This is a genomic window from Mucilaginibacter sp. P2_D11, assembly GCF_056404435.1.
Map to the genome: position 1 here is coordinate 1 of NZ_JBFUEA010000021.1, position 13,497 is coordinate 13,497.

Annotated in this window: 12 protein-coding genes and 1 tRNA gene; 11 read left to right on the forward strand and 2 right to left on the reverse strand. The window is 44.4% G+C overall.

Going from position 1 to position 13,497, the window contains the following annotated elements; all coding sequences use genetic code 11:
* The first annotated feature begins 299 nt into the window (after positions 1 to 299).
* From AC1DXC_RS24240 to AC1DXC_RS24265, 6 genes are all read left to right on the forward strand, one after another.
* Positions 300 to 464 carry a hypothetical protein gene (locus tag AC1DXC_RS24240; protein WP_477461760.1) on the forward strand — a complete coding sequence of 55 codons (165 nt, stop codon included), beginning with the start codon at positions 300 to 302 and terminating at the stop codon, positions 462 to 464.
* A gap of 112 nt (positions 465 to 576) precedes the next feature.
* On the forward strand, positions 577 to 1,062 hold the full coding sequence (locus AC1DXC_RS24245; RefSeq protein WP_477461761.1) for an inorganic diphosphatase: 486 nt from the start codon (positions 577 to 579) through the stop codon (positions 1,060 to 1,062).
* A 6-nt stretch (positions 1,063 to 1,068) separates the two neighbouring features.
* The gene (locus AC1DXC_RS24250) at positions 1,069 to 1,389 is read left to right on the forward strand and encodes a DUF421 domain-containing protein (RefSeq protein ID WP_477461762.1); all 321 of its coding nucleotides are present in this window, start codon (positions 1,069 to 1,071) and stop codon (positions 1,387 to 1,389) included.
* A 1,272-nt stretch (positions 1,390 to 2,661) separates the two neighbouring features.
* Entirely contained in the window at positions 2,662 to 3,645 is a 984-nt protein-coding gene (locus AC1DXC_RS24255; RefSeq protein WP_477461763.1) for a helix-turn-helix domain-containing protein, read from the forward strand.
* A 123-nt stretch (positions 3,646 to 3,768) separates the two neighbouring features.
* A complete protein-coding gene (locus tag AC1DXC_RS24260; RefSeq protein WP_477461764.1) occupies positions 3,769 to 4,698 on the forward strand; it encodes an NADP-dependent oxidoreductase in 930 nt (309 codons plus the stop codon).
* A 77-nt stretch (positions 4,699 to 4,775) separates the two neighbouring features.
* A complete protein-coding gene (locus AC1DXC_RS24265) occupies positions 4,776 to 5,855 on the forward strand; it encodes an alkene reductase (protein WP_477461765.1) in 1,080 nt (359 codons plus the stop codon).
* A 138-nt stretch (positions 5,856 to 5,993) separates the two neighbouring features.
* Here AC1DXC_RS24265 and AC1DXC_RS24270 read toward each other — a convergent pair.
* Both AC1DXC_RS24270 and hscB read right to left on the reverse strand, forming a co-directional pair.
* Positions 5,994 to 6,073, reverse strand: a tRNA-Leu gene (locus AC1DXC_RS24270).
* A 27-nt stretch (positions 6,074 to 6,100) separates the two neighbouring features.
* Positions 6,101 to 6,625, reverse strand: a complete 525-nt coding sequence (gene hscB / locus AC1DXC_RS24275; protein WP_477461766.1) for a Fe-S protein assembly co-chaperone HscB — start codon at positions 6,623 to 6,625, stop codon at positions 6,101 to 6,103.
* A gap of 267 nt (positions 6,626 to 6,892) precedes the next feature.
* Between hscB and AC1DXC_RS24280 the strand changes: the two genes are divergently transcribed.
* The 5 genes from AC1DXC_RS24280 to rfbG are packed head-to-tail and all read left to right on the forward strand — an operon-like array spanning position 6,893 to position 13,386.
* Positions 6,893 to 9,364, forward strand: a complete 2,472-nt coding sequence (locus tag AC1DXC_RS24280; RefSeq protein ID WP_477461767.1) for an SLBB domain-containing protein — start codon at positions 6,893 to 6,895, stop codon at positions 9,362 to 9,364.
* Positions 9,364 to 10,446: a GumC domain-containing protein gene (locus tag AC1DXC_RS24285; RefSeq protein ID WP_477461768.1), complete on the forward strand. Its 1,083-nt coding sequence runs from the start codon at positions 9,364 to 9,366 to the stop codon at positions 10,444 to 10,446. Before AC1DXC_RS24280 ends, AC1DXC_RS24285 begins: the two co-directional genes overlap by 1 nt.
* Before the next feature lie 9 nt (positions 10,447 to 10,455).
* Positions 10,456 to 11,499 (forward strand): FAD-binding oxidoreductase, encoded by a 1,044-nt coding sequence (locus AC1DXC_RS24290; protein ID WP_477461769.1) that lies wholly within the window; start codon positions 10,456 to 10,458, stop codon positions 11,497 to 11,499.
* Positions 11,500 to 11,512: 13 nt separating this feature from the next.
* Positions 11,513 to 12,286, forward strand: coding sequence for a glucose-1-phosphate cytidylyltransferase (rfbF, locus tag AC1DXC_RS24295; protein ID WP_477461770.1), 774 nt, complete (start codon positions 11,513 to 11,515; stop codon positions 12,284 to 12,286).
* 5 nt (positions 12,287 to 12,291) lie between these two features.
* Complete coding sequence (gene rfbG / locus AC1DXC_RS24300) at positions 12,292 to 13,386, forward strand: CDP-glucose 4,6-dehydratase (RefSeq protein ID WP_477461771.1); 1,095 nt, start codon at positions 12,292 to 12,294, stop codon at positions 13,384 to 13,386.
* Positions 13,387 to 13,497: the final 111 nt, after the last annotated feature.

The following is a 13,497-nucleotide window of genomic DNA, read 5'->3' on the forward strand; positions in this document are numbered from 1 at the left end:
ATCCAAAATGCCGTAGAGCAGCAAATAAAACAGCTTGTTCCCGTGCAGAACCTTTGCGTAATGATCGATCTTAGTTGTAAGCGACAAATTTGCTATTAAGGCCTCGGGAATGAAGCCTAAGAGCTGTTTTACGGTGATACTATGATCTTTGAAAATGGCCATATCTCTTTGATTTACAGCATTAATATACTTAAAATCAACGATAAAAACAAATAAATAATTGACAATCAGATAGTTAAATAAAAAAAAACAACACATCTCTAAACAAAAAAGTCGGAAGATTAATCTTCCGACCATTCGTGGAACTGGACCACCTTTATAAATTTTATATCCGGTTGTCGGGCCTGGCTGAAAAGGACAGCGATATTACCAGCACGCATTCAATCGATGCCGCTGAAGAAAATCAAAGAAGGAAAACTGCCAACCGTAAACCAAAACAAGGAGGTGATGAGGAAGCTGGCTGATTACAAATTTTCAACGCGGCACTGCTGTCTGACAAAGTACAGTTGAAATATATGCCATCAAAATGAAAAGTTATTATCAATCTTATCTAACAGTATACAAAGGAGGCAGGCTATGAAAAAACAAAAAATGGTTACCGCCATGATTGAATGCCCAAAGGGCTATAACCAAAAATTCGACTATGACCCGGAAGAAAAGCGATTTAAGCTGAGCAAGATCCTCCCGGCCGGATTGGTATTCCCTTTCGATTTCGGGATGATTCCCGGCACTAAAGGTGAAGACGGCGATCCGCTGGACATCATCATAGTTTCGGAAAGTTCCACCTTTCCAGGTTGCCTGGTTGATTGCCGGATCGTCGGTGCATTCAAGGCCGAGCAAACTGAGTGCGACGGGGAAAGGATGCGGAATGACCGCTTTATAGGCATACCGGATGTTTCCCAGTTGTTTGCTGATATTCAAACGCTGGAACAGTTGCCCGATGGAATAGTGAACCAACTGGAAGCGTTTTTTAACAATTATAATGAGCAAGCCGGAAAAAAGTTCCGTGTTGCTGAAAGGCTATCTGCAAAACAGGCCAGTCAATTATTGACCTCAAACTAAAATGTTATGGAACTGTTGATCAAAATTTTCGGAGAAGGTAAGGACCTTAACGCACTGCAAATGAGCAGCCGGGGCATTGTCATGTTTTTCATCGCGCTTATCCTGATCCGTGTATCGGGCCGACGCTCGTTCGGCGTGCGTACGCCTTTGGATAATATCATTACCATCTCGCTCGGTGCGATCATGAGCCGCGCTGTAGTCGGTGCATCCGACTTTGTTCCGGTCGTCGTGTGCTGCTTCGTGATCGTACTGCTGCACCGGTTGTTTGGCTGGCTGATCGCGCATAGTACATCTTTTGGTCCTCAAAAATTTTTATTTAAAAATTGATAAGTTTTCAGGGCGACGTTGTTGTGGGTTGTAACAGCAAATGATCGCACGGAAAATCTTCCGGCTGAAAAACCTGGAAGAAACGAGCTCAGGAGAAATATGCTACTGATCGCTGCGGGTTATACAAAATTAAAGGTAAATTGAAGCAAAAACATTAAAAAATTGCCTCGGAATACAATTACGAAACCATACGAATAACAAATGTTAGCATTCCAATAGCCAATCCTATCTGTAAGGCCCAAACAACATTAAAGTTGATCTTGCGGGCAGCAAATTGCGTTACAAACATAATAAACTGGGTTTAACATAACGTGAATGAAATTATTATAACGGTAATTTCGTGTCAATTTATCTTTATCATACATGTTCCTATTGGGAAAATTCATCGTGAACAAACGTCCAGAAGAAATTTTGCTGTTATCTACAAACGCTGACAATTAACAACCTGATTATGAAAATTACATAAGGTTCATCGAGTACAAAACTTCATGTAAAAATGCCTTCTTTAATAGTAAAACATTTATTGTTTTTGTATAACAAGTTCATTGACTATCTGTTACGAGTGCTTTAAAGATTCAAATGCAATCAAACGAAGTCTAATAAAATGAGACACATTCGGTTACCGTTTCCTAAATTTAACTTGATAACTTTAACATAATCAACCCTTTAAGGGGTGGGATACTCATCCTGCCATCCCGACAGAAAGCGATACCAATACAAAGAAAACCCTCTTTAAAGCAATTTAAAGAGGGTTTTCTGTTTTGGGGTGAATTTATTCCAAGCCGCTGCGTTAGGGGCGGGGTAGTCCGGTCTGAACTAGACAACTCATCCTAAGTAGTTAACTTACAGTCTTCTATGTCAACTTAATGTACCCCTGGCCCCCTGCGCAGCAATAAGTTTCTGGATGATTTGAAGGCAATTGCCAATATCAAATTGTTCCTGAACGAAAACCACATTAGTAGAGGCTTTAAAATCAAGTACAAGCGATGTTATACGGATAATGAAAGTAAAAGAAATTCATTGTCAAAGCTTTGCGAGAATGATTGTTTGCAGTTAAGCAAATCTAAAGATACCGAAGAATAGATTGTTTAATCCATAGTAGGTATTTTCGCTGTGTATATTTTGCTGGCAAGATGCTTACTATGGTATTTTAGAAAAAGGGATGTGCCTTTAAAATGTGGAATTAAAATCTAAATTATTAAAATGTTAATATACTGACTTAAACTTAAGAGAGTTAAATAACCTTAGATGTATTAATTTTTACTTCCTGCAATGATTTTTGAATTTACGACAGCCCCGGGTTTTGACTTTATAACACTGTTTTCAAAACAGATCAATGCGCCTGTAAGGGATAATGTATTGCAAATCCCGAAGGCACTTGGAGAAGGTTATGTACGTAAAGTTGGGTTTGGGGACGATTTTAAATTAACGATCCACCGGTATGTATTGAAGGAAGATCTGATTGTTAAACGCAATCCGGCTGCAATAGCTAATGATGTACGTACCATTTTCTTTTATAATAACAGGGAAGATCTTGAAGTAAAATGTAATACCGGGGAAAACATCCCATGCTCACAAAAAAATGATTCTTCCATACTCCTGTCCTCTAATGATTTGCGCACGGAAATTCGTTTTCCTGCCGGCAGCAACATTCAATACGTAGTAGTTGGGATTACCGCTAACAGATTACGCTCGGTGCTATCTATTGAAAAGCCTAATCATACTATACAAACCATTACGGCGGAAAATGCATCCTTTCTCTTTTTCGAAAGTTTGGATCCTGAAATGCAGTTGCTGCTTAAAAATATTGTATCCGTCGATATGAATAACTCGATGAACAATTTCTACGTGCAAATTAAGGTACAGGAATTAATGTATCTGCTTTTTAGTAAGTTGTCGCTAAGGGAGAACACGACTTTTAAAAATATAAATAGTAACGATGCAGAAAAACTTTTGGTTATTCGCAACGAAATATTGAGTGATTTGAGTACCCCGCCGGTTTTAAGTGAATTAGCTATAATCGCTTCGATGAGCGAAACGAAACTTAAGCAGCTTTTTAAGCAAACATTTGGTGATGCGATCTATAATTACTATCAGAAGGCCAGAATGGAAGAAGCCGCTTTTCTGTTGAAACAGGCTAAACATTCCGTTTCTGAGGTTGGCTACGAGTTGGGGTTTTCAAACCTTAGCCATTTCAGCCGATTATTCGAGAAGCAGTATGGCATTACACCAAAGAAGTTCTCCTACACTTTATAAAGCTTCTTTTCTTTCATATCAATATCGATTGTCGGATAGGACTATTCTTGTGTCTTTTTCGGGTATTTTACCCATTTATTAACTTCTACATTTGTTTGTATGATTAATATGACAAAGTGAAAAATGATGAAAGCAATACAATACAAGGCATTCGGCAACTCCAATGTGATCGAGGTGGTAGAAATCCCTCAGCCGGAAATCGAAAATGAAAACGAAGTCTTAATTCAAGTTAAAGCAGCCAGCGTAAATCCTTTGGATATCAAATTACGCAATGGAATTATGCAAAAGATCCGTCCTGTCAATTTGCCGTTTGTACCAGGTGCAGATGTAGCAGGGATTATTATCACCACCGGAGAAAAAGTAACCCAATTTAAAGCAGGTGATCAGGTGATCGCTGTGTCTTCAACAGGAGGATATGCCGGGTATGTGCTGGTAAATGAGAGCCACGTTGCCCTAAAACCTACCAATACCACCTTCGAAGAGGCAACCTCTCTGGTGGTTAATATAGGCACTGCCCAATCGGTATTGTTTAATGAGGGGAAGTTATCGAATGGTCAGAAAGTTTTAATCCAGGGGGCTGCAGGCGCAACAGGAGCCACCATGGTACAAATGGCAAAAAACGCCGGGGCCTATGTCATAGCTACGGCATCAGGACAAGGCATAGCGTTGGTAAAAAGCCTTGGTGCAGATGAGGTGATAGATTATAAATCGCAAGACGTTACCGTATTGGCTAAGGATATTGACCTGGTAGCTGATTGCGCTGGCGGCGAATCTCAGCATAAACTTTTTGAGGTGTTAAAGCCCGGAGGTAAATTATTCAGTATAGTAACCCCGCCTTCTACCGAATTAGCGAAAAAGTACCAGGTTGACGCACGATTTATCAGTTCCAATATCTCAGCCAATAGTTTGACCGCGGGTTTGGATTTAGTAAGAGAAGGCAAGCTCCGTCCCATCGTTGCAAAAACATTCAGATTAGAAGAAGCTGCGAAAGCCCAGGATTATGTGTCCGCTGGTGGGAGCAACGGTAAAGTTGTTCTTGTAGTAGGCCAATAACATATAGGCTGGTCTAGAGAAACATTTTCCAAATCAACAGTACAATTTACAGATATCAATAAGATAAAAAAGAAATCATGAAATTATTAGAAACGATAACATTAGGAAAAGAAACATTGAAGAATGCCATCGCGATGGCACCTATGACCCGCAGCCGTGCCAATGGCGAAGGCGTCGTATCAGACCTGACCGTATTATACTATACACAACGTGCCAGTGCCGGACTCATCCTTACGGAGGCTATCAATATCTCGGAACAGGCGCTGGGCAGCCCTCTGACTCCCGGTTTGTACACCCAGGAGCAAATTGATGCCTGGAAGAAAGTGACAAAATCCGTTCATGACCAAGGAGGCGTGATCTATGCACAGCTTTGGCATACCGGACGCGTTGGGCATTCTGTGGATAGAAAAGGGAAACTTCCGGTAGCACCGTCCGCGGTCGGGATAAAAGGGCAGCAGCATTTCACCTCTCAGGGACTAAAAGATTACGAAACGCCTCAGGAATTAACTACGGCAGAGATCAAACAGATCGTAAAGGATTACGGTCAGGCCGCCAGGAATGCTATCGATGCCGGTTTTGATGGTGTTGAACTACATGCAGCATTCGGATATTTACCTAACCAATTTTTATCAGAAAGTGCCAACCTTCGCACCGACGAGTATGGTGGAAGCGTGGAGAGCAGGAACCGCTTCGTGCTGGAAGTTATGCAGGAACTGGTTGATGCGTCGGGAAGCGATAAAGTTGGCATTAAATTATCGCCAACTGTTTATTATAACAATATAGAAAACAGTGATCCTGTTGCTCAATTCAAACCTTTGATCGAAGCATTGAATGAATTGCCACTGGCTTATATTCATCTGATGAATGGCTTGTTCCCTTTGGATAATTACCCTCACTATCCTAAGAATGCTGTAGAAACATTCGGTAGCATAAGTGAACACCTGGTCATCGCCAATGGCGGGTTCAATAAAGATAGTGGGGAGGCAGAACTGGAAAAAGGGATCGCTAAAGTAATCTCTTATGGCTCATTACTTCTGGCCAACCCCGATTTGCCTAAACGGTTTGAATTGAATGCTGAACTGAATATGCCGGACGGAACTACAATGTATGGTGGAGGTGAGAAGGGATATACCGATTATCCTTTCCTGAAAGATTGATCCTGAAGCTACCATAGGGGGGATATGTTTAGAGCCGCTTTTATGGATCCGTATTCTACTATAACGTACTGAAAGTAAAAGAGAAAGGGTTGCTTTTTGTAAGCAACCCTTTCTCTTTCCTAACCTGAATCCGGTTAGTACCCAGCGCCGGAGTCGAACCGGCACGGTTTCCCACAGGTGTTTGAGACCAGCGCGTCTACCAATTCCGCCAGCTGGGCATGCTTTTATCTGAGGCCATATACTGCTCAGAAGCGGGATGCAAATGTATTCAAACTCTCCTTAATTCGCAACAGATATTTTTGCCTGTAGTAAATATTTGCGATTTTATTGAGCCTGTCTTCTTTCGCGCTATCGTCCAGGTTTTCGTATCCGCTGGTCGCAGCCGTCATTTCTTCGTCCATATCGCCTTGTATGGCAAGTACTTCTGCGGTTATTTCGGCCAGCTGCCGGGTGTCGTCAACTTCCATCAGGCGTTCGTTCACATCCATCATTTCCATTAAAAAATCTGCAGGCAGCTGCGGTTTTGCGCCCTCATTTACCAATCCATGCAGCTTCAGGATGTATTCTGCAAGCTTATTCGGGTCGGAAAATGTTTGGTAGGCCTTATTGTTTAAGGTAGATAGCTCCAATATTTCCTGCTGGCGGGCATCATCTTCGTTGGCGTAAAAATCGGGATGGTATTTTTTGCTGAAAGCATAGAACTGCTTTTTCACAGTCGCCGCATGTGGGCTAAAGGTTTCGGCAATGTTGTAAAATTCAAAATAATTCATCGCTCAAAATTAAGCTTTTAACTGCCGTTTGCCATTTTTGTTGGCGCATTATTAATAATTAACACTTTTCCGACAAACAATTCGGCGCGTCTTTGGTTAAGTTTGGCATCGTTAACTTTTGCGGTTAGCTTCAAAATTTAATATATATTTGTACACTTAAACAGCTCTGCCGATAAAATGTTTAATTATCGCTTTAAGCACCCTGCCTACGCCCATAGTGCTTATTTAACCCTGTTTACAGCTAAGCGCAGCGTTATTTAGAAACATATGCATCTATTGAAACCCTACTTTATCCTTTTCGTTACCTTATTGTGGCTGGCATCCATTAGCCCGGCAAATGCGCAAAGCATCCCGCAGAACCTCTCTGGCGTAAACGTAAACGATCTGTCTGACGAGCAGTTGCGCCAGGCTTTGCAACAGGCGCAAGCCTCGGGATTGTCTGATGCTGCTTTGCTGCAAACCTTGCAGGCCCGTGGCCTTTCGTCTACCCAAAGCCAGCTATTGCAAACCCGCATCGCTGCCCTGCGTAAAACAGCAGGTGCCCCTCAACCTAGCACCCAGGAGCCATCGGTAGCCCGCGGTCTCAACTACCAGCCCGATACTAACAATACGCCTGCCGGTGATAAACTTTACGGCTTGTTCACACCCAAAATATTCGGTGCCAACCTGTTCCGCAACAGCAATATCACCTTCGAGCCAAACCTTAAACTGGCCACCCCCGTGAACTATATATTAGGGCCCGACGATCAGCTGAACATCAACGTTTACGGGGCATCGCTGGTGAATTGGAAGCTTGAGGTATCGCCTGAGGGCAATATTAATATACCGGGAGTGGGAGTACTCAACCTATCGGGCAAAACAATAGAACAGGCAACCGCATCTATAAAAAGCAAGCTGGCGGCCAGTAATTATGCCATTGGGCGCGGTACCAGCGTACAGGTGAGCCTGGGAAATATCCGCAGCATAAAAGTAATTTTAGTGGGTGAGCTAGTGAAGCCCGGAACTTATACGCTGCCGTCGCTGGCAACAGCTTTCAATGCCTTGTATGCAGCGGGCGGCCCAGGCGAAAATGGCACGTTTCGCCAGATAGAGATTATCCGAAATAACCGCATCATCCGCCGCCTGGATGTGTATGACTTTCTAGTAAAAGGCGACCAAAAGGACAACATCGGCCTGCAAGATCAGGACATTGTACGCGTACCTACTTACCGTACCCGCGTACAACTGGCCGGCGAGGTGAAAAACCCCGCTTTATTCGAAGTATTGGCAGGGGAGACCCTGCAGGACGTGCTGCGTTTTGCAGGTGGCTTTAGCAACGAAGCGTACACCGCCCGCATAAAAGTATCGCAGATAAGCGATCAGCAACGCCGCATTACCGATGTGGTAGAGGCCGATTATAAAAATTACATCCCACTGCGCGGTGATAAATTTACTGTGGAACGGATACTCAATCGGTTTGAAAATCGCGTTACTATAAATGGCGCGGTTTTCCGCCCCGGAGAGTATGAGTTGCAGAAAGGGCTGACGCTTTCGCAGCTGATAAAAAACGCAGCTGGCCTGCGCGAAGATGCTTTCAGTGGCCGCGGTAGCATTGCCAGGCTTAAGGCCGATAACAGTCTCGAACTGTTGTCATTCGACGTAAACGCGGTTCTGAATAAAACCGCGCCCGATATCCTGTTGCAGCGCGAGGACGTGGTAACCATAGCTGCCATTACCGACCTGCGCGACGAGTACCGAGTAACTATAAAAGGCGAGGTGCGCAGCCAGGGCGAATTCCCTTACGCCGAGAACATGACAGTTGAAGACCTGATACTTAAAGCCGGCGGCTTTGCCGATGGCGCAAGCGCCAGGCGCATTGAAGTGGCGCGCCGTACCAACAACAGCGACCCAAATTCAACAACCAGCATATTGGCAGAAGTTTTTAATATTGATGTAGACCCGCAATTAAAAAACAGCAGTGCTAACTTTAAACTACAGCCTTTTGATATCGTATCGATATACAGCCTGCCCGGATACGAAAAGCAAAGCATAGTAAAAGTAGAAGGCGAGGTGCTTTACCCGGGTTACTACGCCATTAAATTTAAAAACGAGAAGATATCTGACCTGATTACCCGTGCGGGGGGCTTAACCGCATTTGCTGATGCAGACGGAGGATCGCTAAAAAGGGACAACGTGGCCATTTTTGGCACCGATAAGAACGGCATTGATACCAACGCCATCGAAATAGAGCGCATACAGCGCCTAAACAGGTTAAAGCAAATTAATAAAGATTCTACCGCTACCGATGCCAATGAGTTGAGGTATAATTTTATCGGTATAAACTTGCGTAAGATATTAAAAACACCGGGCAGCAATATCGATCTTATTATGCAAAACAATGATGTAATAAGCATACCCAAACAGCAGCAGGTGGTATATGTACATGGCGAAGTGCTATACCCAAGCGCTGTGGTTTTTGAAAACGGTAAATCTTTTAACGATTATATTTTGGGTGCGGGCGGTTATTCGTCCAGGGCATCTAAACGCGGCTCTTATGTAGTTTATGCCAATCATACCGTTAAAGGTACAGGTAAATTCCTGTTTTTTAATGTGCACCCCGAGGTAAGGGCAGGCAGCGAAATATACGTGACCCGTAAACCCGAAAGGAAGGGCTTGTCTACTGCCGAGGCTATCGGCCTTACAAGTGGTTTAGCTTCTTTGGGGGCCATTATTTTGGCAATTATTAATTTGAGCAAATAATGGAGGACAAACCCGTTTCGGCACAAATGGAAGTTCAGGAAAAAGAGATTTCTTTAAAGGACTTTATGGGTTATGTAAAAGGAGAGGTAACCTACCTTAAATCAAGGTGGCGGATAGTTTTGGCCATAGGTGTTTTTGCTGCAGTACTGGGCTTCGCTTATGCATTCGTAAAAAAGCCGTCCTACACAGCCGTATCTACTTTTGTTTTAGAGGACGGCAGCAAAGGCGGCGGCTTGGCCCAGTACGCCGGGCTTGCCTCGTTAGCAGGCATAGATATCGGTGGTGGCGGAGGCGGTATCTTCGAGGGCGATAACATACTTGAGCTGTACAAATCGCGCCTGATGATCGAAAAAACATTGCTTAGCCCGGTAGTTATTGATGGGAAGCAGCAGCTATTAATTGATAGGTACATCGCCTCCAATAATTTGCTGGAGAAATGGAAGAAAGACGATAACATCAGCACGATAACATTTACTGGCAACCCGGATAATTTTAGCCGCAAGCAGGATAGTATTATCACTGATCTCACCAACAAATTCAAAGAGAAAATGCTGAGCGTTGCCAAACTGGATAAAAAGCTAACCATTATAAAGGTGGAGGTAAACACCGCCGATGAGCTTTTCTCCAAAGTATTCAACATCAAACTAGTAGAAACCGTAAATAACTTTTACGCGCAAACCAAAACCAAGAAAAGTTATACAAACGTGCAGGTTTTACAAAAACAGGCCGATAGTATAAAGAATGTGCTGGGCTCCGCAATAAGCGGCGTTGCTTCGGCAACTGATGCCGCGCCTAACGCCAACCCGGCCATGACCAGCCTACGGGTGCCATCGCAAAAAAGGCAGGTAGATGTGCAGGCCAGCTCGGCTATTTACAGCGAAATAGTGAAAAACCTGGAGGTATCGAAAATATCCTTACGCCAGGAAACACCGTTGATACAAATTATAGACCAACCTGTATTGCCTTTGCCAATAAGCAAGGTTGGCAAGTTAAAAGGTATGGTAATTGGTTTTATACTCGGCATATTCTTAGCATCAGCATGGATTGCCTGCAAAAGGATACTTAAACATTTATTGGCTTAAATAAACGGGATGCTTTTTTTTACTTTAAAAGTCGTAGACTTACGTGTAGAAACGGCGGATACCATAACGGTGGGTTTTAAACAGCCCGGTTTAAAAAAAGTGAAATACCTGGCGGGCCAGTACCTTACGCTCATGTTCAGGATAAACGGGCGCAGGTACATCAGGCCTTATTCGTTTTCCTCCGCCCCGCTGATCGATGCCAATCTGGAGGTCACCATCAAACGTGTGCCGGGCGGCGTGGTATCAAACCATATCATAGATACGGTAAAGGTTGACGACATGGTAGAGGTGATGGAACCCATGGGCGATTTCACGCTCAACGAAAATGTGCTTACACCTGCAACGCATATTGTGCTTTGGGGAGCCGGCAGCGGCATTACCCCGCTGATGTCGATAGCAAAATATGCTTTGCATAAAAACTTAGCTGCCCATGTTACGTTAGTGTACGGAAACCGTAATGCCGAAAGCGTGATTTTTTTCGATAAGATAATGGCGCTGCAAACACAGTTCGGCAGCACATTTTCCGCATGGCATTTCCATACGCAACCGGTAATATCGCCCGAAAACCCGTACCTGGTACAGGGCAGGATAGACCCTGCAAAGGTATTATCGGTAATGCAAAACGAGGGCAACCTGGCGGATACCATCCACTACATCTGCGGACCTGCGGGCTTAAAAGAATCGGTAAAAGCGGCTTTGACTGGCTTAGGCATCGGGACTGATAAAGTTTACTCGGAAGACTTTGAGGTGGTTAGGGATCCGGCTGATTTTGAGAGTATCATTACGCGTACGATATCCGTAACACTTAACGGCACTACCACAGGGGTAGAAGTAATAAAAGGCAAAAGCATATTGGAAGCCGGCCTGGATGCCCTTTTGGATATGCCATACTCCTGCCAAACCGGCAATTGCCTGGTTTGCAAGGGGCGTGTAGTAAAAGGCGAAGTTAAGATGATAGTTGTACAGAAGCTGCCCGAGGGCCTGGGTGCAGGCGAGAGCTTGCTTTGCAGCAGTTTCCCGCTTACAGATGGCTGCGTAATTGAAGTTGACTAACGAAAAACAAAATATGAAAGTTGTATTATTAGCTGGCGGCTTAGGTACCAGGTTGTCTGAAGAAACGGTGCTGAAACCTAAGCCGATGGTAGAGATAGGTGGCATGCCTATCCTGTGGCATATCATGAAGATATACTCCGCACATGGCTTCAATGATTTCATCGTGTGCCTGGGCTACAAAGGTTACGTGATAAAAGAGTATTTTGCCAATTACTTCCTTCATAAATCGGATGTAACTATCAATTTGGCTGATAATTCTATTAAAGTGCACGATTCGCAGGCCGAGCCTTGGAAGATAACCCTGGTAGATACAGGCAACGAATCCATGACCGGCGGGCGCATCAAACGCATACAACCTTTTGTAAAAGACGAACCGTTTATGCTGACCTACGGCGATGGCGTAAGCGACATTAACGTAAAAGAATTAGTAGAGTTTCACAAAGCAGGGGGCAAGCTTTGCACGGTTACCTCGGTACAGCCATCGGGCAGGTTCGGTTCGTTGGATATCAACGCCCATAACGATGTACAATCCTTCTTCGAGAAGCCAAAGGGCGATGGTTCCTGGATAAACGGCGGCTATTTCGTATGCGAACCGGGCATATTCGATTATATAAAAGCTGGCGACAGCACTATATGGGAAAAAAGCCCGATGGAAAGCATAGCCGGTGACCGCCAGATGGATGCCTATAAGCATCACGGCTTCTGGCGCCCCATGGATACGCTGAAAGACAAACACGATTTAAACGAAATGTGGGACACCAACAAGGCTCCCTGGAAAATTTGGTAAAACGTATGTTAGAGGCACTTAAAGAAACATATAAAGGCAAAAAGGTATTCCTTACCGGCCACACGGGCTTCAAGGGTTCCTGGCTGCTGAAGATATTCAGCATGCTGGATGCGGATGTAAAAGGCTATGCCCTGGCGCCGGAAACGGAGCTGAACCTATACAGCGTGATACAGGGCGATACGCTTTGCCAATCGGTAATCGCCGACTTGCGTGACAGAGCCGCGCTCACAGAAGCTGTTAGCAGTTTCCAACCCGATTTTATCTTCCACCTGGCGGCGCAGCCCTTGGTGCGGCTATCTTACCAAATACCTTCAGAAACCTTCGAGGTAAACGCCATTGGCACCGCTAATGTGCTGGATGCCATGAGGCAGTTGGATAAACCATGCAACGCCGTTTTGATAACCACAGATAAGGTTTACCATAACAATGAGTGGGCTTACCCATACCGCGAAACCGACCGCCTGGGCGGTTACGACCCATACAGCGCCAGTAAAGCCTGTACCGAGTTGGTAATCGATTCCTATCGTAACTCCTTCTTCAATACCAAGGCTTATAGCACGCACCAAAAAGCTATTGCCGTTGGCCGCGCAGGCAACGTGATAGGAGGGGGCGATTGGTCGAAAGACAGATTAATTCCCGATATCGTGCGGGCGCTTTCTGCCGATAAGGAGATAGAAGTGCGCAACCCCGCATCAATACGCCCATGGCAACACGTGCTGGAGCCATTGTTAGGCTATTTATTATTAGGTGCAAAGCTCGGCGGCGCGCCGCAAACCTTTTCGCAGGCATTCAATTTCGGGCCGGACGTGAACGACGCTTTCCCTGTAAAGAAAATGGTGGAACTGGCTATCGAATGCTGGGGCAGTGGCAGCTACTTTACCAATGTAGACCCTAATCAGCCGCACGAGGCGGGCTTGCTCAAATTGGATATCAGCAAGGCGATGTCTGAACTTAAGTGGACGCCTGTTTTTAATGCAGAGATAGCAGTACAATACACGATAGATTGGTATAAGAGTTTTTATACCGATAGGTATAATGCGGCTATATATACAGAAAAGCAGGTTTTGACATTTCTAAACGCACAGAATATTCAACAATAAACCGTCTTAGACGGTTGGGGAACAATATACCGGTTGGCAATTTAAATATAGTATATACCGATAGGTATAATTTAAGTGTATGTACAGAAGACAGTTTTTAGCTTTTTAAAC

What these genes read in the sequence shown, in the direction of transcription:
- AC1DXC_RS24245 (WP_477461761.1), top strand. Translation starts at nt 577, where the DNA reads ATGAAAAAACAAAAAATGGTTACCGCCATGATTGAATGCCCAAAGGGC.
- AC1DXC_RS24250 (WP_477461762.1), top strand. Translation starts at nt 1,069, where the DNA reads ATGGAACTGTTGATCAAAATTTTCGGAGAAGGTAAGGACCTTAACGCA.
- AC1DXC_RS24255 (WP_477461763.1), top strand. Translation starts at nt 2,662, where the DNA reads ATGATTTTTGAATTTACGACAGCCCCGGGTTTTGACTTTATAACACTG.
- AC1DXC_RS24260 (WP_477461764.1), top strand. Translation starts at nt 3,769, where the DNA reads ATGATGAAAGCAATACAATACAAGGCATTCGGCAACTCCAATGTGATC.
- AC1DXC_RS24265 (WP_477461765.1), top strand. Translation starts at nt 4,776, where the DNA reads ATGAAATTATTAGAAACGATAACATTAGGAAAAGAAACATTGAAGAAT.
- hscB (WP_477461766.1), bottom strand. Translation starts at nt 6,625, where the DNA reads ATGAATTATTTTGAATTTTACAACATTGCCGAAACCTTTAGCCCACAT.
- AC1DXC_RS24280 (WP_477461767.1), top strand. Translation starts at nt 6,893, where the DNA reads ATGCATCTATTGAAACCCTACTTTATCCTTTTCGTTACCTTATTGTGG.
- AC1DXC_RS24285 (WP_477461768.1), top strand. Translation starts at nt 9,364, where the DNA reads ATGGAGGACAAACCCGTTTCGGCACAAATGGAAGTTCAGGAAAAAGAG.
- AC1DXC_RS24290 (WP_477461769.1), top strand. Translation starts at nt 10,456, where the DNA reads ATGCTTTTTTTTACTTTAAAAGTCGTAGACTTACGTGTAGAAACGGCG.
- rfbF (WP_477461770.1), top strand. Translation starts at nt 11,513, where the DNA reads ATGAAAGTTGTATTATTAGCTGGCGGCTTAGGTACCAGGTTGTCTGAA.
- rfbG (WP_477461771.1), top strand. Translation starts at nt 12,292, where the DNA reads ATGTTAGAGGCACTTAAAGAAACATATAAAGGCAAAAAGGTATTCCTT.